This window comes from Ilumatobacteraceae bacterium (genome assembly GCA_033344875.1).
Taxonomy (GTDB): domain Bacteria; phylum Actinomycetota; class Acidimicrobiia; order Acidimicrobiales; family Ilumatobacteraceae; genus Ilumatobacter.
The window spans coordinates 4,036,314-4,062,588 of record JAWPMO010000001.1 but is presented as its reverse complement, the minus strand read 5'-3'; the positions used below and the strand labels follow the sequence as shown (position 1 = coordinate 4,062,588).

At 67.1% G+C, this 26,275-nt stretch carries 20 protein-coding genes and 3 tRNA genes; 8 read left to right on the top strand and 15 right to left on the bottom strand.

Going from position 1 to position 26,275, the window contains the following annotated elements; all coding sequences use genetic code 11:
* Positions 1-214 precede the first annotated feature (214 nt).
* Together R8G01_19270 and R8G01_19265 are read right to left on the bottom strand one after the other, a co-directional pair.
* Positions 215-4,081, bottom strand: a complete 3,867-nt coding sequence (locus R8G01_19270; GenBank protein ID MDW3216143.1) for a DNA-directed RNA polymerase subunit beta' — start codon at positions 4,079-4,081, stop codon at positions 215-217.
* Between the two features lie 34 nt (positions 4,082-4,115).
* Positions 4,116-7,718, bottom strand: a complete 3,603-nt coding sequence (locus R8G01_19265) for a DNA-directed RNA polymerase subunit beta (protein ID MDW3216142.1) — start codon at positions 7,716-7,718, stop codon at positions 4,116-4,118.
* 399 nt (positions 7,719-8,117) lie between these two features.
* Here R8G01_19265 and R8G01_19260 point away from each other — a divergent pair, with 399 nt between their 5' ends.
* The 4 genes from R8G01_19260 to R8G01_19245 all read left to right on the top strand — a co-directional run bounded on the left by R8G01_19260 (position 8,118) and on the right by R8G01_19245 (position 12,096).
* Positions 8,118-8,642: a hypothetical protein gene (locus R8G01_19260; protein MDW3216141.1), complete on the top strand. Its 525-nt coding sequence runs from the start codon at positions 8,118-8,120 to the stop codon at positions 8,640-8,642.
* A complete protein-coding gene (locus R8G01_19255) occupies positions 8,563-10,086 on the top strand; it encodes a HAMP domain-containing sensor histidine kinase (protein MDW3216140.1) in 1,524 nt (507 codons plus the stop codon). The genes R8G01_19260 and R8G01_19255 overlap by 80 nt, the downstream gene beginning before the upstream one ends.
* On the top strand, positions 10,083-10,742 hold the full coding sequence (locus R8G01_19250; GenBank protein ID MDW3216139.1) for a response regulator transcription factor: 660 nt from the start codon (positions 10,083-10,085) through the stop codon (positions 10,740-10,742). The genes R8G01_19255 and R8G01_19250 overlap by 4 nt, the downstream gene beginning before the upstream one ends.
* Positions 10,743-10,824: 82 nt before the next feature.
* Positions 10,825-12,096, top strand: coding sequence for a phosphotransferase (locus R8G01_19245; GenBank protein MDW3216138.1), 1,272 nt, complete (start codon positions 10,825-10,827; stop codon positions 12,094-12,096).
* Positions 12,097-12,376: 280 nt separating this feature from the next.
* Here the strand turns inward: R8G01_19245 and R8G01_19240 are convergent, their stop codons facing one another.
* The 4 genes from R8G01_19240 to rplJ form a co-directional block, all read right to left on the bottom strand.
* Positions 12,377-12,751, bottom strand: coding sequence for a hypothetical protein (locus tag R8G01_19240; GenBank protein MDW3216137.1), 375 nt, complete (start codon positions 12,749-12,751; stop codon positions 12,377-12,379).
* Between the two features lie 321 nt (positions 12,752-13,072).
* Positions 13,073-15,526 (bottom strand): pentapeptide repeat-containing protein, encoded by a 2,454-nt coding sequence (locus R8G01_19235; protein ID MDW3216136.1) that lies wholly within the window; start codon positions 15,524-15,526, stop codon positions 13,073-13,075.
* Between the two features lie 218 nt (positions 15,527-15,744).
* A complete protein-coding gene (gene rplL / locus R8G01_19230; GenBank protein MDW3216135.1) occupies positions 15,745-16,125 on the bottom strand; it encodes a 50S ribosomal protein L7/L12 in 381 nt (126 codons plus the stop codon).
* 86 nt (positions 16,126-16,211) lie between these two features.
* Complete coding sequence (gene rplJ / locus R8G01_19225; protein MDW3216134.1) at positions 16,212-16,760, bottom strand: 50S ribosomal protein L10; 549 nt, start codon at positions 16,758-16,760, stop codon at positions 16,212-16,214.
* A 341-nt stretch (positions 16,761-17,101) separates the two neighbouring features.
* Here rplJ and R8G01_19220 point away from each other — a divergent pair, with 341 nt between their 5' ends.
* The 3 genes from R8G01_19220 to R8G01_19210 are packed head-to-tail and all read left to right on the top strand — an operon-like array spanning position 17,102 to position 20,909.
* The gene (locus tag R8G01_19220) at positions 17,102-18,166 is read left to right on the top strand and encodes an ABC transporter permease (protein MDW3216133.1); all 1,065 of its coding nucleotides are present in this window, start codon (positions 17,102-17,104) and stop codon (positions 18,164-18,166) included.
* Between the two features lie 9 nt (positions 18,167-18,175).
* Entirely contained in the window at positions 18,176-19,162 is a 987-nt protein-coding gene (locus R8G01_19215; protein MDW3216132.1) for an ATP-binding cassette domain-containing protein, read from the top strand.
* Positions 19,149-20,909, top strand: a complete 1,761-nt coding sequence (locus R8G01_19210; GenBank protein ID MDW3216131.1) for a patatin-like phospholipase family protein — start codon at positions 19,149-19,151, stop codon at positions 20,907-20,909. The genes R8G01_19215 and R8G01_19210 overlap by 14 nt, the downstream gene beginning before the upstream one ends.
* A gap of 145 nt (positions 20,910-21,054) precedes the next feature.
* On the opposite strand, the gene rplA is transcribed toward R8G01_19210, so the two are convergent.
* From rplA to R8G01_19165, 9 genes are all read right to left on the bottom strand, one after another.
* On the bottom strand, positions 21,055-21,753 hold the full coding sequence (gene rplA / locus R8G01_19205; GenBank protein MDW3216130.1) for a 50S ribosomal protein L1: 699 nt from the start codon (positions 21,751-21,753) through the stop codon (positions 21,055-21,057).
* A gap of 229 nt (positions 21,754-21,982) precedes the next feature.
* Positions 21,983-22,408: a 50S ribosomal protein L11 gene (gene rplK / locus R8G01_19200; protein ID MDW3216129.1), complete on the bottom strand. Its 426-nt coding sequence runs from the start codon at positions 22,406-22,408 to the stop codon at positions 21,983-21,985.
* Between the two features lie 43 nt (positions 22,409-22,451).
* Positions 22,452-23,369, bottom strand: a complete 918-nt coding sequence (gene nusG / locus R8G01_19195) for a transcription termination/antitermination protein NusG (GenBank protein MDW3216128.1) — start codon at positions 23,367-23,369, stop codon at positions 22,452-22,454.
* On the bottom strand, positions 23,366-23,659 hold the full coding sequence (gene secE / locus R8G01_19190) for a preprotein translocase subunit SecE (protein ID MDW3216127.1): 294 nt from the start codon (positions 23,657-23,659) through the stop codon (positions 23,366-23,368). The genes nusG and secE overlap by 4 nt, the downstream gene beginning before the upstream one ends.
* Positions 23,660-23,686: 27 nt before the next feature.
* Positions 23,687-23,759, bottom strand: a tRNA-Trp gene (locus R8G01_19185).
* 51 nt (positions 23,760-23,810) lie between these two features.
* On the bottom strand, positions 23,811-23,975 hold the full coding sequence (gene rpmG, locus R8G01_19180) for a 50S ribosomal protein L33 (GenBank protein MDW3216126.1): 165 nt from the start codon (positions 23,973-23,975) through the stop codon (positions 23,811-23,813).
* Positions 23,976-24,138: 163 nt separating this feature from the next.
* Entirely contained in the window at positions 24,139-25,323 is a 1,185-nt protein-coding gene (gene tuf / locus R8G01_19175; protein MDW3216125.1) for an elongation factor Tu, read from the bottom strand.
* Between the two features lie 66 nt (positions 25,324-25,389).
* Positions 25,390-25,466: transfer RNA gene (locus tag R8G01_19170), tRNA-Met, on the bottom strand.
* Between the two features lie 45 nt (positions 25,467-25,511).
* Positions 25,512-25,584, bottom strand: a tRNA-Thr gene (locus tag R8G01_19165).
* 155 nt (positions 25,585-25,739) lie between these two features.
* Between R8G01_19165 and R8G01_19160 the strand changes: the two genes are divergently transcribed.
* On the top strand, positions 25,740-26,249 hold the full coding sequence (locus R8G01_19160; GenBank protein MDW3216124.1) for an N-acetyltransferase family protein: 510 nt from the start codon (positions 25,740-25,742) through the stop codon (positions 26,247-26,249).
* Positions 26,250-26,275: the final 26 nt, after the last annotated feature.

Genomic DNA, 26,275 nt, shown 5'->3' with positions numbered 1-26,275 from the left:
GTTGAGGTCGTGCTCCCGGGCGGGACACGGTCGTGACAGATTGATCCAGGTCGGTCATCGTTCGATATATCAAGTGCTTGACACCTGTTATCGACGCCGTTCGTGATCGCCTTGAGGGTGTCTTGACCGATGCGCATCGAATACTTGACGGTCCCGGGAACGCGAAACGGCCCGGAGCCGAAGCTCCGGGCCGTTCGATTCGGGTCGTCGGGGATCAGCTGGTGGCGGGCTGGCCCTCGTAGGAACCGTGCAGGTTCGCCAGGAACGCTGCGGGGTCTTCGTCCTCGACGTCGCTGGAGTAGTACGTCATCGGCTCGTACTCGGGGGCTTCGATGCCGAACTCCCGGTACTTCATCATGCCGGTACCAGCCGGGATGAGCTTGCCGATGATGATGTTCTCCTTGAGGCCGATGAGGCTGTCCGACTTGCCGTCGATGGCGGCCTCGGTCAGCACCCGGGTGGTCTCCTGGAACGAAGCAGCCGACAGCCACGACTCGGTGGCCAGCGACGCCTTGGTGATGCCCATGATCTCCGGGCGCCCCTCGGCGGGCCGCTTGGTCTCTTCGACCATGCGACGGTTGGTGTCGCGGAACACCTTGGAGTCGACCCGCTCGCCGGGCAGGAACTCGGTGCCACCGGGCTCCTGCACGCCGATCCGGCGCGTCATCTGACGCACGATCAGCTCGATGTGCTTGTCGTGGATCGACACACCCTGGTCGCGGTAGACCTTCTGGACCTCTTCGACCAGGTACACCTGCGTTTCGCGGATGCCCTTGATCTCCATGAGCTCCTTCGGGTCGGACGGACCGTCGGTGATCAGGTCGCCGGCCTTGATCTCCTGACCGTCGGCCACGATCGGGCGGGCACCGAGCGGGAGCAGCGTCTCGTGCTCTTCGCCGGCATCGTCGACCACGGTGACCGGGATGCCCTTGCCCTCGTCTTCGCCGAGACGCAGCACGCCGGTGGCCTTGGCCAGGCGGGCGGCGCCCTTCGGGGTGCGTGCCTCGAAGAGCTCGACGACGCGAGGCAGACCACCGGCGATGTCCTTGCCGGCCACACCACCGGTGTGGAAGGTCCGCATCGTCAGCTGGGTGCCCGGCTCACCGATCGACTGCGCCGCGATGACACCGACGGCCTCACCGAGCTCGATCGACTTGCCCGTGGCGAGCGACCGGCCGTAGCAGAGCGCACACACGCCGAGTTCGGCGTCGCAGGTGAGGACCGAGCGCACACGCACCCGGTCGATCGCGTCGTCGTCACGGAGCGTCACGAGTTCGTCGTCGCCGACGATCGTGTTGCGGGCCATGGTCGTGCCGTCGGAGAGCGTGATGTCGTTGAGCAGCGCACGGCCGAACAACTTCGTCTCCAGGTAGGTGCGCTGGTTCGGCGTGTCCGCGTGGACGTTGGGGATCCAGATGCCGAGTGAGGTGCCGCAATCTTCTTCGCGCACGATCAGTTCCTGGGCGACGTCGACGAGACGGCGGGTCAGGTAGCCGGAGTCCGCAGTACGCAGCGCCGTGTCGACCAGACCCTTGCGGGCACCGGGCGTGGCGATGAAGTACTCGAGGGTCTCGAGACCCTCACGGAAGTTCGACTTGATCGGGCGGGGAATCATGTCACCACGAGGGTTGGCCACCAGGCCGCGCATGCCGGCGATCTGACGCATCTGCGTCATGTTGCCGCGAGCACCCGAGCCGACCATCATGTCGATCGGGTTGAAGCGCTGCGCCTTGAACTCGGCCTCCATCGCGGCCTGGACCTCGGCAGTGGCGTCGGTCCAGATCCGGACTTCCTGCTGGCGGCGCTCGCCGTCGGTGATGATGCCGCGACGGAACTGGGTCTCGACCTTGTCGGCCTGCGCCTCGTACTCGTCCATCATCTCGCGCTTGGCCGCCGGCGTCTTGACGTCGTCGATCGACACCGTCAGGCCCGACTGCGACGCATAGCGGTAGCAGAGGTTCTTGATGTTGTCGAGTGCGTTGGCGACCTCGACCGCGTTGTAGTTGTCGGACAGGCGCTCGACGATCACACCCATCTCGCGCTTCTTGATCGTGCCCTGGATGTAGCCGAACTGCTCGGCATAGCCGTCGGGCAGGGCTTCCTGGAAGAGCGCACGTCCGAGCGTGGTCTCGTACGGCTCGACGCCGTTGCCGGGACGCATCTGAATCGTCGCGTGCAGCTCGAGCGCCTTCTCCTCGTAGGCCTTCTGGGCTTCCCACAGATGGCGGAAGACACGACCTTCACCCTTGGCGCCCTCGACGTGCTCGGTCAGGTAGAACCCGCCGATCACCATGTCCTGCGTCGGGGTCACGATCGGGCGACCGGACTGCGGCGACAGGATGTTGTTCGCCGACAGCATGAGCACGCGGGCCTCGGCCTGCGCCTCGGCCGACAGCGGCACGTGGATGGCCATCTGGTCGCCGTCGAAGTCGGCGTTGAACGCGGTGCAGACCAGCGGGTGGATCTGGAGCGCCTTGCCCTCGACCAGCACCGGCTCGAACGCCTGGATACCCAGGCGGTGCAGCGTCGGTGCACGGTTGAGGAGCACCGGGTGCTCCTTGATGACGTCGTCGAGGACGTCCCACACCTGCGGGCGGCGCCGCTCGACCATGCGCTTGGCGGTCTTGATGTTCTGCGCCAACTCGAGATCGACCAGCCGCTTCATGACGAACGGCTTGAACAGCTCGAGCGCCATCAGCTTCGGCAGACCGCACTGGTGCAGCTTGAGCGTCGGGCCGGCCACGATGACCGAACGGCCCGAGTAGTCGACGCGCTTGCCGAGCAGGTTCTGGCGGAACCGGCCCTGCTTGCCCTTGAGCATGTCGGACAGCGACTTGAGCGGACGGTTGCCCGGCCCGGTGACCGGACGACCGCGGCGGCCGTTGTCGAACAACGCGTCGACGGCTTCCTGCAGCATGCGCTTCTCGTTGTTGACGATGATCTCGGGCGCACCGAGATCGAGGAGGCGCTTCAGGCGGTTGTTCCGGTTGATGACCCGGCGGTACAGATCGTTGAGGTCGGACGTGGCGAAGCGGCCACCGTCGAGCTGCACCATCGGACGCAGCTCCGGCGGGATCACCGGCACGACGTCGAGGATCATCGCCATCGGATCGTTGATCCGGCGCCCTGACTCGTTGCGACGGTTGAACGACGCGACGATCTTGAGGCGCTTGATGGCCTTCTGCTTGCGCTGGGCACTGAGCGGCTTCTGACCCTCTTGCGGGTCGATCGCGGCCCGAAGGTTGACCTCTTCGACGTCGAAGTCGATCCGGTTGATCAGGCCCTTGATCGCGTCGGCGCCGGTGCCACCTTCGAAGTAGTCGCCGTACTTGTCCTTGAGCTCACGCCACAGCATCTCGTCTTCGATGATCTTGCGGCTGTGCAGGCTCTTGAACTCGTCCCACGCACGCTCGACGAGGTCGAGTTCGAGCTCGTACCGCTCGCGGAGGGCCTCGATCTCCTTGTCGGCGTCACGCTTCATCTTCTTGGTGTCGGTGCCCTCGGCCTCGGCCGCCTCGGCCTCGGCCTCGAGCTCCTTGAAGCGGCGGTCGACGGCGAGCTCGAGTTCCTTGCGGATCTCGTCGCGCTCTTCGAGGTACTCGGCCTCGAGGCTCTCGAGGTCTTCGTGACGCTTGTCTTCGTCGACCCACGACACGAGGTTGGCGGCGAAGTAGATGACCTTCTCGAGCATCTTGGCCTTGAGCTCTTCCTTCGGCTCGATGCCGGCGAGGAGGTAGGCCAGCCACGACCGGGTGCCGCGGAGGTACCAGATGTGCACCACGGGAGCGGAGAGCTCGATGTGGCCCATCCGGTCGCGGCGCACCTTGGAGCGGGTCACCTCGACGCCGCAGCGCTCACAGATGATGCCCTTGAAGCGAACGCGCTTGTACTTGCCGCAGTAGCACTCCCAGTCACGGGTCGGCCCGAAGATCTTCTCGCAGAAGAGGCCGTCCTTCTCCGGGCGCAGCGTGCGGTAGTTGATGGTCTCGGGCTTCTTGACCTCGCCGTGTGACCAGAGGCGGATGTCTTCAGCAGTGGCCAGCCCGATCTTGAGCTGGTCGAACATGTTGACGTCGAGCATTGTTGGGTTCCTTTGTCTCTCTCGTCAGTTCCGGTCAGCGTGCGGCGCGCTCAGCGGCACGTCGCGCGTCGTCTTCGTCGGTCCCGCGTTCGGGCCGGGAGATGTCGATACCGAGTTCTTCGGCGGCACGGAAGACTTCGTCGTCGAGATCACGCATTTCGATCTCGCGTCCGTCGTCGCCGAGCACCTCGACGCTGATGCAGAGTGCCTGCATCTCCTTCATGAGCACCTTGAAGCTCTCGGGCACGCCGGGTTCGGGGATGTTGTCGCCCTTGACGATGGCCTCGTAGACCTTCACGCGGCCGAGGACGTCGTCGGACTTGATGGTGAGCAGCTCCTGCAGGCAGTACGCGGAGCCGTACGCCTCGAGGGCCCACACCTCCATCTCGCCGAAGCGCTGACCGCCGAACTGGGCCTTGCCGCCGAGCGGCTGTTGCGTGATCATCGAGTACGGGCCGGTCGAACGGGCGTGGATCTTGTCGTCGACCAGGTGGGCCAGCTTCAGGATGTACATGTACCCGGTGGTGATCGGGTTGTCATACGGCTCTCCGGTGCGACCGTTGTACAGGGTCTGCTTGCCGTTGATGCCGATCAGGCGTTCACCGTCGGCACCGTCGGCGTTGAGGCTCTCGAAGATCTGCTGGATCGTCGGGTGCTTGCCCGACTTCTCCACCTCGTCCCAGTTGGCCCCGTCGAAGACGGGCGTGGCGATGAAGGTCGACGGCTTGGTCCGCGGCCGGGTCTTGAGCTCGGTCCCGCGCAGGGGTTCGTCACCGATCTGCGTGCCCGACTTCGGGTCGGTCCAGCCCCACCGGGCGGCGTAGCCGAGGTGGGCCTCGAGCACCTGACCGATGTTCATGCGCGACGGCACACCGAGCGGGTTCAAGATGATGTCGACCTGGCTGCCGTCGGCCATGTAGGGCATGTCCTCGATCGGCAGGATCTTGGAGATGACGCCCTTGTTGCCGTGGCGGCCGGCGAGCTTGTCGCCCACGCTGATCTTGCGCTTCTGTGCGACGTAGACCCGCACGAGCTGGTTGACGCCGGGCGGCAACTCGTCGCCGTCGTCGCGGTTGAACACCTTGACGTCGATGACCTTGCCGGACTCGCCGTGGGGCACCTTGAGGCTGGTGTCGCGCACCTCGCGGGCCTTCTCACCGAAGATCGCACGGAGCAGGCGCTCTTCGGGCGTCAGCTCGGTCTCGCCCTTCGGCGTGACCTTGCCGACGAGGACGTCGCCCGGGCCGACCTCGGCGCCGACGCGGATGATGCCGCGATCGTCGAGGTCGGCGAGGATGTCGTCGCTCAGGTTCGGGATGTCACGGCTGATCTCTTCGGGGCCGAGCTTGGTGTCGCGGGCATCGACCTCGTGCTCGTGGATGTGGATCGACGTGAGCACGTCGTCCTTCACGAGCCGCTCGGACAGGATGATCGCGTCCTCGAAGTTGTAGCCCTCCCACGGCATGAATGCCACGAGCAGGTTCTTGCCGAGCGCGAGTTCGCCGTTGTCGGTCGACGGGCCGTCGGCGATCACGTCGCCCTGCTTGAGCTTGTCGCCCTCACGGACCAGCGGACGCTGGTTGATGCAGGTGTCCTGATTGGACCGACGGAACTTGGACAGGCCGTAGACCCGCTTGCCCGAGTTCTTGTACTGCACCGTGATCGACGCGCCGGTGACCTCGATGACCTCACCGTCGTCGTCGGCGAGGATCAGATCGGCGGCATCGCCGGCGGCACGCTTCTCGATGCCGGTGCCGATGTACGGCGCCTCGGCACGGATCAGCGGCACGGCCTGACGCTGCATGTTCGCACCCATGAGGGCGCGGTTGGCGTCGTCGTGCTCGAGGAACGGGATCAGTGCCGTGGCGACCGAGACGATCTGCTTCGGCGACACGTCGAGGAAGTCGACCTCGACGGGCGGCACGTAACCGATGTCGGTGGTCGCACCGAAGAAGCTCTCCTGCTCGAGCATCTTGCGGAGGTCGTCGAGGCTGGCGGCCTGCGGCGACCGACGCACGAGCACGCGCTCGCCCTTGAGCGAGCCGTCCTCGTTGATCGGCGTGTTGGCCTGGGCGACGACGTAGTTCTCTTCTTCGTCGGCGGCCATGTAGACGATCTCGCCGGTGACCTTGCCACCTTCGACCTTGCGGTACGGCGACTCGATGAACCCGAACTCGTTGACACGGGCGTAGGTCGACAGTCCACCGATCAGGCCGATGTTCGGGCCCTCCGGGGTCTCGATCGGGCACATGCGGCCGTAGTGGCTGAAGTGGACGTCGCGGACTTCGAATCCGGCGCGCTCACGGGACAGACCACCCGGGCCGAGCGCCGAGAGACGGCGACGGTGGGTCAGACCCGACAGCGGGTTCACCTGGTCCATGAACTGCGACAGCTGGGAGGTTCCGAAGAACTCCTTGATCGCTGCGACGACCGGGCGGATGTTGATGAGCGTCTGCGGCGTGATCGCCTCGACGTCCTGCGTCGTCATTCGCTCACGCACGACGCGCTCCATGCGGCTGAGACCGATGCGGACCTGGTTCTGGATCAGTTCGCCGACGCTGCGGATGCGGCGGTTGGCGAAGTGGTCCTGGTCGTCGAGTCGGTAGCCCGGCTCCTGCTTGACGAGGTTGAGCATGTACGTGACCGCGGCGAGGACCTCGCAGCGGCTCAGGACGTGCTGGCTCTCCTCTGGCAGGTCGAGCAGCGGCTCGCCCATGGCGTTGACCGCACCGAGCAGACCGAACTGCTCACCGATCTTCTCGACCTCGGCGCCGAGCTTGCGGTTGAGCTTGTAGCGGCCCACCCGGCTGAGGTCGTAGCGACGGTTCTCGAAGAACGCGTTGCGGAAGTAGGCCTTGGCCGATTCGACGGTCGGCGGCTCACCCGGACGGGCTCGCTTGTAGATCTCGACGAGCGCTTCGTCCTGGGTCGGCGCGAGGTCGCGCTCCTTCTCCCACTGGCCCTCGAGGAAGTCGAAGTGGCTGACGAACCGGTCGAGGAAGCCGGGAGCGTTCTCCTCGTCGTAACCGAGCGCACGGAGCAGCATGAAGATGCCGAGCCGGCGCTTGCGGGCGACGCGGGTGCCGCAGGTGACGTCCTTGCCGGGGCGGTGCTCGACGTCGAACTCCATCCACTCACCGCGGTAGGGATGGATCGTGCCCTTGACCAGCTGGTGCTTGGTGAGGTTACGCAGGCGGTAGCGCTCGCCCGGCTCGAAGATGACGCCGGGGCTGCGAACGAGCTGCGACACGACGACGCGCTCGGTGCCGTTGATGATGAACGTGCCCTTGTCGGTCATCGCGGGCAGATCGCCCATGAAGACGGTCTGCTCCTTGATCTCACCGGTGTTGCGGTTCATGAACCGGGCGCGCACGAAGATCGGCGCGCTGTAGGTCATGTCCTTTTCCTTGCACTCCTCCACCGTGAACTTCGGCGGCGGGCGCAGATCTTCGTCGAACGGGTCGAACTCGAGCTCGAGCTGCAACGCCTCCGAGAAGTCCTTGATCGGGCTGATGTCGCGGAAGGTGTTCGCGAGCCCTTCCTCGAGGAACCACTGGAACGATTCGCGTTGTACCGCGATCAGGTCCGGCAGTTCGAGGGGTTCGTCCAGATTCGCAAACGAATAGCGTTCACGCACGGTCGAGCGAGTAGCCACAGATCACCTCGATGTTGTTGGCACGGTTTGTTGGGCGCGCCAGAGCCACACCGGAATTCTGGTGAAGGGCAAGGAGACGCACGGCAACAGACGAGCCTATCCTGATCGTCACAGGATCGTCAACCGTCGCAACGGAGCGCTCTGGATCGGATCGAAGGCGGCCTCCCGGCCTCCTGCCCGAATTGAGGCACACGGTACGGAAATCGACCGCCCCTGTCAAGGATCCACGTTCGCGGGAGTCGCTCGGGACGGTCCGTCATGAGAAGGTTCTCATCTGGATCTCACGGGATCCTCCGTGAGACCCGCCACACTCGACCTGGTGCAGTTCCGTTCGTCCCGACCTGCGACCGGTCATCCGACCGATCGGGCGTGCCGTCCGTCGTGAGCCGTTCCGGGCTGATGCGCGTGGGTCAGGTGATCACGGTGTTCGCCATCTCGGTCGCGTTCGGTGTCGGACTGGTCTACCTGGCGCTCGGCGCGTTCCGGGGTGATCCGGCTCCAGTCGACCCGATCGAACTCGTCGGGCCCGTCGCCGCCAGCACCACGACCACGACCACGACGACGACCACGACCACAACCAGCACCACGACCACGCGGTCCTCGCCCGCGCCCACCTCGAACCCCGCGGCGACCACGACATCACCGACCACCCCGTCCACGACCGCTCCCACCACCTCACCGCCGCCCGGCAACGCCCCCGTCACCACGATCGGTCTGCCGCCCCCACCCCCGCCGACCGCCGCCCCGCCGCCGCCGCAGCCGGCACCGGTCGACGACGACGATGACGATGACGACGACGACGATCCCGATGACGATGACGATGACGATGACGACGACGACGATCCCGATGACGATCCCGATGACGACGATCCCGATGACGATGACGATGACGATGACGACGGTTGAGCAGCGGCGACATCGCCGGGTACGGATCGGCATTCGGACCCGGGTGGTGCTGGGCTACGTCGGCCTACTCGCCGCGGCGCTGGGCATTTCGATCCTCGTCACCCATCAGGTGTTGCTCGCCCGGCTCGACCGCGAGATCGAACGCGCCTTCGCGCAGGAGGTCGAGGAACTCCGACTGCTCGCCGATGGCACCGACCCGGCGACCGGCCAGCCGTTCGGCACCGACGCCGCTGCGATCTTCGACGTGTTCCTGAAGCGCAGCGTGCCCGCCGAGAACGAGGCCTTCTACACCGTCGTCGACGGGCGGCCGTACTTCTCGAGCTTCGATGCACCGCCGGCGGTCTTCACCGACGAGGCGATCGTCGCGGCATGGACATCGGGCACGGGTCCGCAGCGCGCGACCGTCGACACCGCCGTCGGCGAGATGCGGTATCTGGCCACGCCACTCGTCGCCGACGGCGAGACCACCGGCGTGTTCGTGGTGGCTCACTTCCCCGAGATCGACCGGCGCGAAATCCTGGACGTTGTTCGTGTGCTCCTGATCGCGGGCGGTGTCGTGCTGGTGATCTCGGGGGCGCTCGCCTGGTCACTCGCGGGACGGGTACTCCGCCCGGTCCGTGAACTCACCGCTGCCGCGCGAGGCGTGACGGACACGGACCTGTCGCGCCGCATCCCGGTCGAGGGTGACGACGAGTTGGCCGAGCTCACGACCACGTTCAACGACATGGTCGAGCGACTCGAGGTGAGCTTCGTGCACCAGCGCCAATTCCTCGACGACGTCGCCCACGAACTGCGCACGCCGATCACGATCGCGCAGGGCCATCTCGATCTCCTCGGCGACGATCCCGACGAACGCGCCGAGACGGTCGCCGTCATCACCGACGAGCTGGACCGGATGAACCGGTACGTGAACGACCTGCTGCTCCTCGCCACAGCCGAGGTGCACGCGTTCCTCCACCTCGGCCCGATCGACCTCGCCGACCTCGTCGAGGCGGTGGAGCAGAAGGTCGACGGACTCGACGAACGCCGATGGGTCATCGACATGGCGCCACGGGCCGGTGAGCTCGCGATCATCGGCGATCGGGACCGCCTGGTGCAGGCTGTCCTCAACCTGGCCGCCAACGCCGTCCAGCACACCGAATCGGGCGACGAGATCGGCATCGGTGTGGCGGCCGACGGTCCGGCCGCCACACCGGTCCGGATCTGGATCCGCGACACCGGACCGGGCATCGAACCGGCGGCGTTCGAACAACTCTTCCAACGTCGCTTCCGGGGCGCGGCGAGCCGGTCGCGCCGGGCCGAGGGCATGGGCATCGGCCTGTCGATCGTCGACGCCATCGCCCGGGCCCACGGCGGCTACGCCGCGGCGTCGCACGAAACCGACGGTGGTGCACGATTCACGATCCACCTCCCCATCGAACCCCCCGAGGAGCCATCCCGATGACACGCATCCTGATCGCCGAGGACGAGTCCCGAATCGTGTCGTTCCTCGAGAAAGGACTGCGGTCGAACGGGTACAGCACGGTCGCGGTCACGAGCGGTACCGACGCCGCCGCCCTCGCCCGCGACGAAGCGTTCGACCTGATGATCCTCGACCTCGGTCTGCCCGGTCTCGACGGTCGGGAGGTGCTGCGCGCCGTCCGCGGCCGAGGCGAACGCCTCCCGGTGATCGTGCTGACCGCGCGCAACGGCGTCGACGACACCGTCGGAAGCCTCGAAGAAGGCGCCGACGACTACGTCACGAAGCCGTTCCGGTTCGAGGAGCTGCTGGCTCGCGTCCGCCTCCGCCTGCGTGACGACGTGGCCGACGACACCACCGTCCTGAGCGCGGGTGGGGTGTCGCTTGATCTTCGCTCCCGACGGGCCACCGCGGACGACCGCACGATCGAGCTGACCGCACGCGAGTTCGCACTCCTCGAGACGTTCCTCCGCCATCCCGGCCAGGTGCTCGATCGCGAGCAGCTGCTCAGTCACGTCTGGGGCTACGACTTCGACCCGGGTTCCAACGTCGTCGACGTCTACGTTCGCTACCTGCGCAAGAAGCTCGGCGACGGCGTGATCAACACGGTCCGCGGGATGGGGTACCGGCTCGAGACCTGACCGAGCCCGGCACCCGCTCCGGATGAGAGAGTTCTCATCCGGTCGTCACCACGTTCCCATCTCGGCAGCGCACGCTGATGACGTGCTCATCGATGACCCCGTGCTCCCCGCGGCCGCGCATCTGACGAGTGCCGCAGCGGCGGATGCACTCGGTGCCGCCGTCGAGTCGAGTGGCGCCGAGCTGGTCGCCTGCCGCCCACGCCACGTGCAGTACCGACCCGGGTTCGATCTGATCGTGCGCTACGACGCCACGATCCGTCGCCACGGTCGGGAACACCACGACACCTTGATCGCAGCCACCACCGCCGCCGGTCCCCCGCCCGGCACCGTGCCGGTCGAGGCCACGACCGACGCGGGCGACCACCTGATCGTCGGGGTCTGGCGGTGGCCGTTCGACCCCATGTTGACGGCGCTCGAACGTGCCGTGACGCCCGGTCGCGCCGAGGCGCTGCTCGGCGAGGTGGTCTCTGGCCCGGTCGCACTCGAGGTGGTCGCCTATCGACCGACCGAACGAGCAGTCGTACGGACGACCGATGCCATGGGACGCGTGCGGTACGTCAAGCTCACCGCGCCCGACACGACGGCCGCGCTCGTCGATCGCCACGTCCGACTCGGTGGCGCCGGGGTCCCCGTCCCGGAGGTGCTGGCCGCCGACCTCGAGCTCGGCTGGTTGGCGATGACCGAACTCGCAGGACCGACGTTGCGCGAACGGCTGAAGACGGGCACGCCGCCCTGGCCGCGGCCGGAGGGGTTCGTCGACGTGATCGAGCGGATTCGATCGGTCGAGCTCACGGATGCCGCTCCCCGACGGCCACGGTGCCTCGACGCCGGCGGTCATGCCCGCATGCTCGCGAGCGTCATGCCGGCCGAACGGCACCGCCTCGACGAGTTGATCGAGCGCTTCGAGCCACTCGCCGAACAGGCACTCGCCCGGCACGGCCCGACGGTGCACGGCGACCTTCACGAGGGGCAACTGGTGGTCGACACCGACAGCATCATCGGTGTGCTCGACATCGACGACGTCGGTCCCGGCGACCCCGTCGACGACATGGCGACCGTGATCGGCCACCTCCGGTATCGCGCCGGCGCGGCCGTCGACGGCACCGGGCCCGCGATCGACAGGTATGCGGACGAACTGTGGCGAGGGTTCACGGTCCGCACCGACCCCGTCGAACTCGACACGGTCACCGCAGCCGTGCTCGTCGGCCTCGCCACCGGACCGTTCCGCATCCAGCAGGACGACTGGGCCACGGTCGTCCGCGGACGGCTCGACCTCGCCGAGCGGCTGCTCGACACGGCGGGGGTCGGACCGATCGGTGACTGCGGACGAGATGGGACGTGCGAACGAAGATGAGAGAAGTCTCAGACATGACTCACGACCCTCACACGAGCCGCTGCGCACCATGAACTCCTGATCGGGCAACCCGATCGAGACACCCCAGGGGGCCGGTCGAACGGATCGACCCCGTCCGAACTCGAAGGAGAACGATCGAGATGAACACCCCAGCGAAGACCAGCACGACGACCACCACGAGGCTCAACTGGAAGGTCGCCGCCGCCGTCGGCACAGTGGCCGGCGTCGGCCTCGGCGGGTTCGCACTCGCCGGCAACGACACCGGGGGTCTCACCCCGGGTCAGGTCGAGTTGCAGGACGCACCCAACAGTGCACCCCGGCTCTCGGCCCCGGTCGTGATCCCGCCGACGTCGACGTCGCTGGCCTCCGCGGCCTCGGTGAACCTGTCGCCCCGGTCGCCCGCCGTGACCGGCCGCACGGACGAGCGGCCGGCGCCGCCCGTCGCCGAGATGAACTCGGTCGGGAGTTCGGACTCGCCGAACAGCCCGACAACGCCCGCCAGCCCCGACAGCCCGGCTTCACCGGCCAGCCCGGCGACACCCGACAGCCCGACATCACCGGCCAGCCCGGCGACACCGGCCGGCGCCGAGAGTCCCGTCTCGGTGAACAGCCCGGCATCGCCTGCCAGCCCTGACTCTCCCGATACGCCGGGCACACAAGCACCTGCTCCAGCTCCGACCCCGGCAACCGACAGCGCAGACAGCCCCGCGAGCCCAGTCAGCGCTCAGAGTGCGGCCAGCCCGGCCAGCCCTGGCTCCCCAGGGAGCGGCTACAGCAGCTGACCGAGCCAACTCGTCGACCGCGTCCGCCTGCGAGTCGGCGCCTCGAACCCCCGGGTTGTACAGCCCGGGGGTTCATCGCGTCCGAACGCAGAACGACGCACATCGGCGGGACCGCTCGCGACGACCTCGTCGCGCGGAGAATCGGCCGCGCACCGATACCCGACCGGTCGACGACGGTCTGGTTGCGAACGGCGTCACGGGTCGCGGTCACACGAGCGCGGGAGGCCGTCGGGCTCGCCGCCGTCGGGGCAGATCACGCCGAACTGCATGTTCACCGTGCTGAGATCGATCGTCGGGTCGATCTGCGTCAGGTCGACGCTCCGGAAGACGGTGTCGGTGAGCACCGTCCCGTCGAGGCTGGTGACCACAGCCGGGTCAGAACTCAGCCCTCCGCTGACGGTCACCCCCGTCAGGTCGAGACCGGACAGGTCGAGTTCGAGCGAGCCCTCGGCCGACGGGTTGACGGTGATCCAGATCGTCTCGTAGTTGAACGCCGTGAGGTCGGGAAGGGTGTCGACGACATCCAGCCGGGCACCGGTGAGGTCGGTGTTGCCGAACGTCACCCCGGTGAGGTCCCAGAGGTTCGCTTCGAACATGGCCGTGTTGGAGAAGTCGACCCCGTCGGCGCGCAGTATCTCGCTGTCGACGAAGCTGGCACCGTCGACCAGCGCACCCGAGATGTCGCCCATCTCGGCACGCTGCGCCTGCGCGCCGGTCAGGTCGGCACCGACGAAGCTCGCGTCGGGATTGCGGTCGCTGGTGACCAGCCGAAGCGATGCCCCCGACAGGTCGGCACCGTCGAAGACCGCCTCGCCGATGTCGGTACCGGTGAGATCGACGCCGGACAGGTCGCGGCCCGAGAAGTCGGGGTAGTCCGGGTGTTGTCTCAGGTCGCTGAACACGCAGTACCCGCCCGGTTCGAGGGCGCACGTGTCGAGCGGCGGCCCCTCACCTGAGGTGGCGCGCCACGCGACCACCCTCGCCGGGTCGCCCGGCACATACGGGAGGAACGGGTCGCGGGCCTGAACACCGAACAGCAGGTAGCCACCGTCGACCCCGACCGTGCCGATCGGCCGAGTGACCGCGATCGGGATGGTCGACCGCACCTGTGCGGGGACGTCGTCGGTCACGGTGAAGACGTCGTGCACCGGGGGGCCGCCCGTCAAGGTCCTGATGGATGCCGGCCCGCCCGAGACGACGGCCGTGTACGAGTTGCTCCCGAGCGATGTCGCCCAGGAGGCCGCCCTGTCCACGTTGACGCCGACGATGTCAGTCACGACCCACTCGCCGTCGACCAACTGGGCCCAGCGACGCGTCCCGATGCTCGTCACGAGTTCGTTGTACAGCTCCTCGTCGTCGGCGTCGCGCGCGGCTTCGAGTTGGTCGCGCTGTTCCCGCGTTCGGCCGTTCTCGAACACGGTCAACGCCCCGTCGATCAGCTCGAGGTCGAACCCAGGGCTGACTCCCGCGAAGTTGAAGGGGACCCCGTCGACCGGACCGCACGGGTTCGCAGGGTCGGGCGGCACGAACGGCGCGGCGGCGAGCGGATGGTCACTCGGCTGCTGCAGGGTCAACGAGTCGACATCGGCGCCCACGAAGATCCGACCGTGCTTCGCGACCCCCGCGCCGAGGTCCCAGCCGGCGGTGTTGAAGTTCACCCCGGCGCACGGGGACTCGTTGGCGATGAACACCAGCGTCGAGCCGTCGTACGCCAGCGCCTTCGAGCTCATCGGGTTGCTGTCGGCGCCGACGATCGAGCGTTCGGCGGTCCACGTGAGTCCGTCGGGCGACGAGAACAGCACCGCACGCCATGCCGAGCCTTCGACCGTGCCGGCAGCGACGAAGCGGTCGCCGACGGTGATGAGGTCGTTGATGCGCAGCGACGAACCGTCGGGCGGTGCGAGGCCTGCCGGAGTCGATTCGGTCCAGTTGGCGCCGTCGTCGCTCACGAAGACGACCGGGCGGCGTTGTTTGCAGACGAAATGGCGGGTGAACCCGCCCTCGATCTCCTCGAACAGTTCGCACGACGTCTCCCGCCTGGCGATCGCCACGTAGCGCCCATCGGCACCTCGCGCCACGTGCTCGACGATCGTCTCGCCGGTCGCAGGCGGAGCCGCGAACGACACCTCGGTCCAGGTCCGGCCGTCGTCGAACGACCGGGCCGCGACCGAGCTGTTCCACCGGCCGCCGATGACCCAGAGTTCTTCCCCCAGATCGGCGATGTGAAATGGAGCAATCGCAACCGAATACGCCTGTCCGACGAGACCAGGGCGCACCGACAACACCTCGACCGGATCGTCGAACACCACACCAGCCCGATACGGCTCCGGCGGCACCGTGGTCGCCGTGGTCGTGGACGCCGTCGACGCCGTGGCCGCCGTGGTGGTGGACGCCGGCATCGTGGTCGGCGTCCCCGGGTCGGTCGGCGTCGTCGTGGATGACCCAGGTGCGTCCGGCTCGGTGATCGCGACCGAACTTGTCGAGCCCGGCGTGTTCGTGGACGGGGAGGCACCGTCGCCACCGCTGCACGAAGCCGCGACCACCGCGACGACCATGCCGAGGGCGAACCGAGCGCTCGAGCGACCGGATCGGGATCCGCTCGGCCGGAGTGCCGCCAATACTCCGACGAACTCTGCGCCGCCGTTCACGTCGCCGCAACGAGGACGGGATCGTGGCGTTCGGCCGGCACGGCGCGCGTTCGAGTCCGACCTGTCGTCCCGCTCCGATTCATGTCGATCACCGTAGACACGGCGGGTAACAGCCCGGTAGCAGGCCCGAATCGACGGTCGGCCGGCTCGGAGACGCGGCGGAGCCCCGGGTCTCCCCGGGGCTCCGTCAATTCAGGTGAGCGCCGATGGCGCTCGGCTCACTTGAGTTCGACGGTGGCGCCGGCCTCTTCGAGCTTGGCCTTGGCCGCATCGGCGGCTGCCTTGTCGGCCTTCTCGAGGATCGGCTTCGGTGCGCCGTCGACGAGGTCCTTGGCCTCCTTGAGGCCCAGGCTCGTCAGCTCGCGCACGGCCTTGATCACCTGGATCTTCTGGCCGCCGGCCTCGGTGAGGACAACGTCGAACTCGTCCTGCTCGGCAGCGGCTTCTTCGCCACCAGCGGCCGGCGCACCGGCTGCTGCGACCGCCACGGGGGCGGCTGCGGTGACTTCGAACTTCTCTTCGAAGGCGTCGAGGAGCTCCTTGAGCTCGATGACGGTCATGTTGGAAATGGCGTCGAGAATCTCGTCCTTGGTTGCCATGGTGTTGGTCTCCTTGTTGAAAGTGGTTGCACCGTGGTGGTGCGGAAATCGGTTGTTGTTGACGGATGGGTGTCAGAGGCGGGGCGTCAGGCGTCCTGCTTCTCGATGAGGGCGCTGAGGCCGTAGGCGAAGTTGCGTGGCAGGGCCTGCAACAGGCCGGCGGTCTTGACCAGCGGCGCTTGCAGCGCACCGGCGAACTTCGCCAGCAACTCCTCGCGCGACGGCAGATCGGCCAGGGCCTTGACGTCGTCGGCCGACAGCGCGGCCGAGCCGAGCACGCCACCCTTGATGATCAGGGCAGGCTGGGTCTTGGCCGTGTCACGCAGCGCCTTCGCGGCACCGGCGACGTCACCGTTGACGAACGTCAGGGCCGTGGGGCCGAGCAGGTGTTCGTCGAGACCCTCGATGCCGGCGTTCTTCACCGCGATACGCGTCAGCGTGTTCTTGTAGATCACGTGCTGGGCGTCGGCGGGGCGAAGCGCGTTGCGGACCTCGGCCATCGCTGGCACGGTCATCCCGCGATACTCCGTCACGAAGACCGCCCGAGCGTCGTTCAGCTTGGCGGTGATCTCCTCGACGATGGCAACCTTGTCGGCACGTGGTTCGCGTGTCGACGGGGTGTCTGTTTCACTCATGTGTGTGCACCTCCTTTCGCTTCAACTCGTGGCTCGCTCCCGAACGTGTCGGGGTGGGCGACGCCACGAGGAGCGACCGTTCACGTGGAACGAACGATTCCCGTAGGAGCGTGCACCTCGGCTGGTGGGGCGAACCCATTCTCCGTTCCCCGATCTTCGATCGGGTGCGGGGCCAGCGGTCTTCGGCGAGCAACCGGATGTATGTCAGCGGGCAACGATACCGACCGCTCGATCGGTTCCCTCGACCTCGTGCATCGAATCCGTCGGGCCCTCGAGCGCCCTCGGGGCGACGACGGTCCGATCGTGATGGCTACAGTTCGTCGTGCGGCGGAAGGGGCGACGTGCTGAACTGGGGATTCGTGTGGATGGTGGCATGGCCGGACTTCCGGTCACGCCTGACGCGATTCATGGTGATCGGGCTGGGCATGGCCCTGGTGATGGCGGTCACGCTGCTGCTGGCCGCGTTCTCCGAAGGCTTCCGGCTGCGCAGTGAGCGACTCCTCGACGTCTTCGACGCCGACCGGTACGTCGTCGCGAGTGGGAGTTCCGGCCCGATGACCGCGACCACTCCCCTGCCGGCGTCGCTCGTCGGCGAGATCGCCGAGGCCGACGGGGTCGAGACCCGTTCGCTGTTCTTGATCCCGACCGCGATCCTCACCGGGGGAGCTCCGCAGGGTGTCATCGTCGTGGGGTCGAACGGCGACGAGCCCGGCTTCCGACTCGTCGACGGCCGACGCGTCGGCGGCCCCGGCGAGGCCGTCGTCGACGAAGAGATCCTCGGGCTCGCGACCGGTGAGCGGTTCGTCCTGGCCGGCGAGGAGTTCACCGTCGTCGGTCGATCCGAACACGCGACGTGGGACATCGCGAACGCCGGGGTGTTCATCGATCGGCGACAAGCTCTCGACCTGTTCGCCGGCGGCGCCGACGTCGTCACCGCGGTCGCCGTCGACGGCGACGGCGAGATCGGTGCACTTCCCGCCGGCGTCGAAGTCCAGACCCGGGCCGACGGATTCGACGACGTCCTGAATCGGACCGCTGCCGCGAAGCGGTCGATCGACTCGTTCACGTTCACGCTGTGGGCACTCGCGATCGTGATCGTGGGTGCTGTCCTCTACCTGGCTGCGATCGAACGCATTCGCGACTTCGCGATCTTCAAGGCCACCGGCGCTTCCGACCTCGACCTCGTGGTCGGGCTCGGGCTGCAGGCGGCGATGGTCGGCGCGATCGCCGGCGTGCTCTCCATCGGCCTGGCGCACCTCATGAAGCCGGTGTACCCCGGGCTGCTGTCGCTCCCACTCCGTGTCGCCTGGCCGGTCATCCCGGTGGCCGTGGTGATCGCTGTCCTGTCGAGCATCGTGGGTGTCCGCCGCGCGATCCGAGTCGACCCGAGCCAGGCGTTCGGGTGAGGTGACGGCATGTCCGATCTGATCATCGACGACCTGACGGTCGAGTACGACGCCGGCGAGTACAGCGTGCGACCACTCGACGGATTCTCCATGCACGCCGACGACGGTGAGCTGGCGGTGCTGCTCGGTCCGAGCGGGTGCGGCAAGACCACCTTGCTGTCCTGCCTCGGCGGCATCCTCACGCCGTCGGCCGGCACGATCCGCTGGGGCGACACCGACGTGGCGGCCCTCACCGGAACCGAGCTCACGACCTACCGGCAGAGCGAGGTCGGCATCGTGTTCCAGTCGTTCAACCTGGTCCCGAGCCTCGACGCCCTCGGCAATGTCACCGCACCCCTGCGAGCTGCCGGGTGGTCGTCGAAACGGGCGACCGCCCGCGGCACCGAGTTGCTCGACCACGTCGGTCTCGGCGAGCGGATGCACCACCGGCCGTCGCAGCTGTCGGGAGGTCAGCAACAGCGCGTGTCGCTGGCACGGGCGCTCGCGCACGATCCGTCGCTGATCATCGCCGACGAACCGACCGCCAGCCTCGACTACATCCAGGTCGAGGGCGTCCTCCGGCTCCTCCGCGAGCTCGCGGCGCCGGGACGTGTGGTCGTCGTGGCCACCCACGACGACCGACTGCTCCCCCTGGCCGACCGGATCATCGAGATGGTCCCCCGCTTCCACGAGCATGCGTCCGAGCCGGTCGTGACCGAACTCGCAACCGGCGACCTGCTGTTCGAGCAGGGATCGCGCGGCCAGTTGATCTATCTGATCGATGCCGGTGAGATCCGAATCGAGCGGGAGCGGCCCGACCATCACACCGAGTTGCTCGCGACGCTCGGCCCTGGCGAGCACTTCGGCGAGATGGGCCCACTGTTCGATCTCCCGAGGTCCGCCACCGCCCGCGCCGGCGGCCCCACGGTCGTCACCGGGTACACACCCGAACAGTTCCGGTCCCACGTCGGCGCCGAGCGCCTCACCGATCTGATCCGACACGATGGCGACCTCTGAGCCACTCGAACGTTTCGACGTCGACCCGAGCGATGTCGCGCGAGCCGTCGCCGAGTGCGGCCTGTTCGCCTCGGTCACCGACGAGGCGCTCGACGAACTCCGGAACGCCTTCGACGGCGTCCGGTTGACGACCGGACAGACGCTGATGGTCGAGGGCGAACCGGCCGCCGAGCTGTACATCGTTCGACACGGTCGATTGCGGGCCACGGTGGTGGGGCCTGACGGCGCCGACGTCCTCGTCGGCGAGATCGGCAAGAGCGAAGTCGTCGGCGAGATGGCCGTGATGACCGACCAGGATCGGGCCGCCACGGTCCGGGCGATGCGCGACACCGACCTGTTCCGGCTCCCGGCCGAGTCGTTCGCTCGCCTCGTCCAGCACCACCCGGCGATGCTCCGCCCGTTCGCCTCGGTCGTCGTCGATCGACTCCGCACCGCGATGACGCAGCCCGCCCGGCCCTCGCTGCCGGCGACCATCGTGTTGCTCCCGGTCGACGACGACGACCTGTCGACCTTCGCGCACCAACTCGCTGAACGGCTGACCGACTACGAGACGGTGGTGCTCGGGGCCGACGATGTCGTCGGCGTCACCCACCCGGCAGCCTGGCTCCTCGAGATCGAGAACCGCGTCCAGATCTCGCTGCTCATCGCCGACCGGGGACCGACCGCGTGGACCCGCCTCTGTCTGCGCCACGCGGATCGGGTCAACATCGTCGCGAACGACAGGGCGAGCGCCGAACTCACCGAGACCGAACGCGATCCGGCGTGCGCGGCCCGTATCGCCGAGGTGCCGACCCACCTGATCATGCGCACGGCCGGACGCCCACCGACGACCGAGTGGATCCGCCGGCGAACCCTCGTCTCGCACGTGAACGTCTCGGCGACCGACGCCGACGATCTCGCGCGCCTCGCCCGGGTGATGACGGGGACCTCGAACGTGCTCGTGCTCGGGGGCGGCGGGGCCCGTGGCTTCGCGCACTTCGGCGTGGCGCGCGCGTTCGTCGAGGCCGGCGTGCCGATCGACGGCATCATCGGCACGAGTGCCGGCGCCGTCGTCGGGGGCCTCCTCGCCCGGCTGGGCGACCCGGTCGACGCCCAACGCCAGATGCTGCAGTGGTTCGAAGCCGCCCGCTGGCGGCGCGACCTCACACCACCCAGCGTCGCCCTGATGTCGGGGCGCACGATGACGACCGGGCTCCAAGAACTCGGTGGCGGCATGAACATCGAGGAACTCCCGATCAACTTCGCCGCGGTCTCGTGCGACCTCGTGTCCGCTCGGCCGTTCGTCCACGACCGTGGTCCGATGTGGCAGGCGCTTCGTGCGAGCGGCTCGGTTCCCGGGCTCTTCCCGCCGCTCGCCGTCGACGGCATGCTGCTGGTCGACGGTGGGCTGGTGGCCAACATGCCATCGGAGATCGCCCGGAACCGGCATCCGAACGCTCGCCTCATCGCGGTCGAGGTCGGCGACCCGACGGGGCTCGAGGTCGGTGGCCTCGACGGGTCGGGGATCCTCAACGGCTGGGACCGGCTCAGACGCCGGAACACCGCTCCGGGTGGGGCATCGCTGTCGAAACTGCTGATGCGCCTGACCGAGCTCGGTCGGCAGGACTCGACCGACCACGCCGACGTGGTCATCACCCCCGACGTGCGTGGCTACGGGCTGACCGACACGAAGCGGGCCAGGGAGATCGCCGAGCGCGGGTACGAGGCTGGGCGCGCCGCGGTCGCCGAACTCGCGGCGACGGCCTGAGTCCTCGGACGGTCATCCGCGCGCCGGCACCTGACCGCGAGTGGCGAACGAGGGTCGCCTCACCTGATCGAACTCGCTTGAAAACGGACGGACCCCGGGCGAGTGCCCGGGGTCCGTTCGTTCAGGGTGCCGTGTCGGCGAGGATTCAGTCCTGCTCGACCTTGAGGCGGTTGATGTCGACGCGGACGCCGGGGCCCATCGTCGCCGAGACCGTGATCTTCTTGATGTAGCGGCCCTTGGCCGACGCCGGCTTGGCGCGCTGAATCTCCTCGAGCACGGCACGGAAGTTGGCGTCGAGCTGCTCCTGCTCGAACGAAGCTCGGCCGAGTTGCACGTGGACGTTGCCGTAACGGTCGGTGCGGTACTCGACCTTGCCGCCCTTGAACTCTTCGACGGCCTTGCCGACGTCGGTGGTCACCGTGCCGGTCTTGGGGTTCGGCATCAAGCCACGCGGGCCGAGCACGCGGCCGAGGCGGCCGACGGTCGGCATCATGTCGGGTGTCGCGATGGCGATGTCGAACTCCATCTCGCCACCTTCGATGGTGGCGGCGAGGTCGTCGGCACCGACGAGGTCGGCACCCGCAGCCCGTGCGGCGTCGGCGGCCTCACCCTGCGCGAACACCGCGACCCGGACGTCCTTGCCGGTGCCCGAGGGCAGCGCAACCGTGCCGCGGACCATCTGGTCGGCCTTGCGGGGGTCGACACCGAGGCGGAACACGACGTCGAGGTTCTCCTCGAACTTCGCGGTGGCGGTCTCCTTGGCGAGCCGGACTGCGTCGATGGGGCCGTAGAACTGCTCCCGATCGAACTTCTTCAGTGAATCTGTGTACTTCTTACCGGACATTGGTTGTCTCCCTCGTGGTTGAGCTCCCCCGGCGAGGTCCTCCGAGGCCGAGCTGTGGTTGGTGTAATGACGCACGTTCGGCGGTGTCGGCAGAGCTGACGTTCCGGGCGAAGCCCGGAGTGTGCCCAACGTGCAGAGTCGGCGGAGCCGACGATTCCGGGCGAAGCCCGGAGAAAGGATTGCCAGCGACGGAGTCGCTGGAGGGCCGACGAAGTCGGCCCCGGCGGCGTCAGCCGACCGCAATCCCCATCGAGCGGGCGGTGCCGCGGATCTGCTGCTTGGCGGCTTCGATGTCGTTCGCGTTCAGGTCGGGCATCTTGATCTTCGCGATCTCTTCGATCTGCGCGTCGGTGATCGTGCCGACGGTCTCGGAACCCGGATTGTTGGCGGCCTTGTCGAGGCCGAGCGCCTTGCGGATCAGCACGGGGGCCGGCGGCGTCTTCAGGATGAAGTCGAAGGTGCGGTCTTCGTAGATCGTGATCTCGGTCGGCACCACGGTGCCGGCCTGGGCCTCGGTCTTGGCGTTGTACGCCTTGACGAAGTCCATGATCGCGATGCCGTGCGGTCCGAGCGCGGTACCCACGGGCGGCGCGGGGCTCGCCTTGCCGGCCTCGATCTGGATCTTGACGATCGCAGCGACTTTCTTCTTTGCCATCTTGGTGTCTCTCTATCTCGGTGAAATCGTTCGACCCGGCGGGTCAGAGCTTGCTGACCTGGCTGAAGTCCATCTCGACCAGGGTCTCGCGGCCGAAGATGTTGACGAGCACCTTCAGCTTCATGTGATCGGCGTTGATCTCGGCGACCGTGCCGAGGAAGTCGGCGAACGGGCCTTCCTTGACGCGCACGCTCTCGCCCTCTTCGTAATCGAGCTTGGGCTTGGGGCGTGCGGCCTCGGCGTCGGCACCGGGCGTCTTGGTCGACAGGAACGTGCGGACCTCACGGCGGCGCAGCGGCGTGGGCTTCTGACCGCGGTCGCTCTGTCCGACGAAGCCGGTGACGCCCGGCGTGTTGCGAATGCAGTACCAGGACTCGTCGGTCATGCGACAACGAACGAGCAGGTAGCCGGGGAACACCTTGCGCTGCACCGTCTGCTTCTTGCCGTTCTTGAACTCCACGACCTCTTCCATGGGGATCACGACCTCGTAGATCATGTCTTCCATGTTCATGGACTGGATGCGGGCGTTGAGGTTGGCCGTGACCTTCTTCTCGTAGCCCGACTGCGTGTGCACGACGTACCACGAACCCGGTCGGGTCCACGGGTCGTCCTCCTCGACGTCGTCGGTGGTCTCGGCCACCGCATCGGCTTCGGAGATGACCTCGACGTCGTCGTCGGGCTCGGCGGCTGCTGCCGCACCGCCGGTCTCGGCGTCGTCGGTCGCTTCGGCGTCGGCCGCATCGGCGACGTCGGCCAGATCGCCGATCGGCAGGAGTTCGCTCGCCTCGACGGCGTCGGCCTGGTCGAGCACGGGCACGTCGGCCTCGGTGGGCTCGGCTCCCTCGCTGATGTCGGCATCGCCGACGGGCAGGAGGTCGGCCGGCGCCTCGGTCGAGTCGGACGCGGCGTCGCCATCGGCCTGGACGTCGTCGGTCACCAGGTCGGTGTCGTTGTCACTCATGCGTAGAACCAATCTGCGACGTACCGGAGGCCGAAATCGATACCGCCGACGAAAGCGGTGTACACCACCACGGTGGCGGTGACGATGATCGAGTAGCGAACCACTTCAGGGCGGCTCGGCCAAGCCACCTTGCGCATCTCGTCGCGCACCTCACGGAGGTACTGCGTCGGCCCGACCCGCTCGCGCGTCGCTTGGGCACGCGGTGCCTTCGCGGGCGCGCCGCTCTCGTCCAAAGCGCCTTGGCGCTTCAGAGCACGCTTCTGTTCACGGTTCAGGTCATCGAGTGACATGGGTTCTTTCTACGCGTCTCGTCTGGGCAGGGCAGGAGGGACTCGAACCCCCGACCGTCGGTTTTGGAGACCGATGCTCTACCAACTGAGCTACTGCCCTCGGATGGGATCACCAGCGTACCAGCGGTCCCTCGTCAGGCACCCTGACGAGTCAGCGAGTCTCCTTGTGCATCGTGTGCTTGCGTTCGTTGCTGCAGTACTTGCTCATCTCGAGGCGCTCACGGTCGTTGATCTTCGACTTCATCGTGATGTAGTTGCGCCGCTTGCACTCGGTGCACTCGAGGGTGATCTTCACCCGCTTGTCGGACTTGGCCATTTCGTTCGCTCGCTTCGCTCACTGGGGCCGGCAGGACGCCGGCGCCACATCTTCCGAGGCCCCAGCGGGGCTTCGGTGTGTTCGGTCCTCCGAGACGGAGTGCGCCCGAGCCGATGGTCGGCTCGGGCGACACCCGCACGGAATCGTTCGTCAGGTCAGTTGATCACTTGAGGATCTTGGTGACACGGCCGGCACCCACGGTACGACCACCCTCACGAATCGCGAACCGCAGACCCTCATCCATCGCGATCGCCTTCCCGAGCTCCACCGTCATCTCGACGTTGTCACCCGGCATCACCATCTCCGTCCCCGACGGCAACTCGATCGTCCCCGTCACATCCGTCGTCCGGAAAAAGAACTGCGGACGATAGTTGTTGAAGAACGGCTTGTGACGACCACCCTCCTCCTTCGTCAACACATACACCTGACCCTCGAAATTCGTGTGCGGCGTGATACTGCCCGGCTTACACAACACCTGACCACGCTCGACATTCTCCTTGTCGATACCACGCAACAACGCACCGATGTTGTCACCCGCCTGACCCTGATCGAGCAACTTACGGAACATCTCAACACCCGTACACGTCGTCTTCTGCGTATCACGCAACCCAACGATCTCGATCTCATCACCGGTGTTCACGATGCCCTGCTCGACCTTGCCCGTCACCACCGTGCCACGACCCGTGATCGTGAACACATCCTCGATCGGCATCAAGAACGGCTTGTCCAGATCACGATCCGGCTCCGGAATGAACTCATCAGCAGCATTCATCAACGCCATCACCTGCTCCTGAGCATCCGCATCACCCTCGAGCGCCTTCAACGCACTCACCGGGATCACCGGAACATCATCACCCGGGAACTCGTACTCGTTCAACAACTCACGAATCTCCAACTCCACCAACTCGAGGAGCTCTTCGTCGTCGACCATGTCAGCCTTGTTCAACGCCACCACGATCGCCGGCACACCGACCTGACGGGCCAACAACACATGCTCACGCGTCTGCGGCATCGGACCATCGGTCGCCGCGACCACCAAGATCGCACCATCGACCTGCGCCGCACCCGTGATCATGTTCTTGATGTAGTCGGCATGACCCGGCATGTCGACATGCGCGTAATGCCGGTTCTCGGTCTCGTACTCGATATGAGCAATCGAGATCGTGATACCACGAGCCTTCTCCTCCGGCGCCTTGTCGATCGTGTCGAACGCAGCAAAATCAGCCAAACCGCGATCGGACAACGTCTTCGAAATCGCCGCCGTCAACGTCGTCTTGCCATGGTCGATGTGACCCATCGTGCCAATGTTGACATGCGGCTTGTTGCGCTCGAACTTTGCCTTGCTCATTGCCTTTTCCCTTTGCCTTCGGTGTATGGGACCTGTGTTCTGAACGATCCTGCGGGTGCAGGATCCTGGTAGCGCCGATCGGGATCGAACCGATGACCTTCCGATTATGAGCCGGATGCTCTGACCAACTGAGCTACGGCGCCAGGCCTTGGCCCCCGGACGGGGTGTGTACCCCGACCGGTTGGTCGAGCCCTCTGTGGGAATCGAACCCACGACACCAGCCTTACCATGGCTGTGCTCTGCCGACTGAGCTAAGAGGGCGCTCTTGCTTTCGGTGCGCGGCGGAGCCGCGGACCGGCGTGCAAGTGTAGCGGCCGCGAGGGGGATCACACCGCGCGAGAAACCGGGATTTCCGGCGTCCGCAGCGGGCCGAACCGGACGTTCCACGGGCGGCGCCGGTCGCTAGTCTCCGAGCGATGCCCTCGACCCCTGCGATCACGATCCGTCTGGCGACCGGCGTCGATGCGGCAGCGATCGCCGAGATCTACAACCGAGAGGTCACCGAGACGACCGCCACGTTCGATCTCGTGCCGCGAACCGTCGAGGCACAGCGCGACTGGCTCGCTGCGAGAAGCGGCGCATTCGCCGCGATCGTCGGTGTCGACCCGGCCACGCGCCAGGTGGTGGCCTTCGCCTCGCTCTCGCCGTACAAGGAGCGTGCTGCGTACCGCACGACCGTCGAGAATTCGATCTACGTCCACCGGGACTTCGGTGGACGCGGCGTCGGCAAGCAGATGTTGACCCACCTGATCGGCGTCGCCCGCGAGTCGGGGTTCCACTCGATCATCGCCCGCATCGAGGCGTCGAGTGAGGCCTCACGAGCACTGCACGCCGCCTGCGGCTTCGAACTCGTGGGGATCGAACGCCAGGTCGGACGCAAGTTCAAACGGTGGCTCGACGTGGCCGTGATGCAACTCCTGCTCTGAGACCGCGGGCCGACACCACCCGCGCC

Excerpts from the sequence above, each read along its gene's own strand:
- R8G01_19250 (MDW3216139.1), top strand. The coding sequence starts at position 10,083 with ATGACACGCATCCTGATCGCCGAGGACGAGTCCCGAATCGTGTCGTTC.
- R8G01_19270 (MDW3216143.1), bottom strand. The coding sequence starts at position 4,081 with ATGCTCGACGTCAACATGTTCGACCAGCTCAAGATCGGGCTGGCCACT.
- R8G01_19210 (MDW3216131.1), top strand. The coding sequence starts at position 19,149 with ATGGCGACCTCTGAGCCACTCGAACGTTTCGACGTCGACCCGAGCGAT.
- rplA (MDW3216130.1), bottom strand. The coding sequence starts at position 21,753 with ATGTCCGGTAAGAAGTACACAGATTCACTGAAGAAGTTCGATCGGGAG.
- rplK (MDW3216129.1), bottom strand. The coding sequence starts at position 22,408 with ATGGCAAAGAAGAAAGTCGCTGCGATCGTCAAGATCCAGATCGAGGCC.
- secE (MDW3216127.1), bottom strand. The coding sequence starts at position 23,659 with ATGTCACTCGATGACCTGAACCGTGAACAGAAGCGTGCTCTGAAGCGC.
- nusG (MDW3216128.1), bottom strand. The coding sequence starts at position 23,369 with ATGAGTGACAACGACACCGACCTGGTGACCGACGACGTCCAGGCCGAT.
- rplL (MDW3216135.1), bottom strand. The coding sequence starts at position 16,125 with ATGGCAACCAAGGACGAGATTCTCGACGCCATTTCCAACATGACCGTC.
- tuf (MDW3216125.1), bottom strand. The coding sequence starts at position 25,323 with ATGAGCAAGGCAAAGTTCGAGCGCAACAAGCCGCATGTCAACATTGGC.
- R8G01_19160 (MDW3216124.1), top strand. The coding sequence starts at position 25,740 with ATGCCCTCGACCCCTGCGATCACGATCCGTCTGGCGACCGGCGTCGAT.
- rplJ (MDW3216134.1), bottom strand. The coding sequence starts at position 16,760 with ATGAGTGAAACAGACACCCCGTCGACACGCGAACCACGTGCCGACAAG.
- rpmG (MDW3216126.1), bottom strand. The coding sequence starts at position 23,975 with ATGGCCAAGTCCGACAAGCGGGTGAAGATCACCCTCGAGTGCACCGAG.
- R8G01_19215 (MDW3216132.1), top strand. The coding sequence starts at position 18,176 with ATGTCCGATCTGATCATCGACGACCTGACGGTCGAGTACGACGCCGGC.
- R8G01_19255 (MDW3216140.1), top strand. The coding sequence starts at position 8,563 with ATGACGACGACGACGATCCCGATGACGATCCCGATGACGACGATCCCG.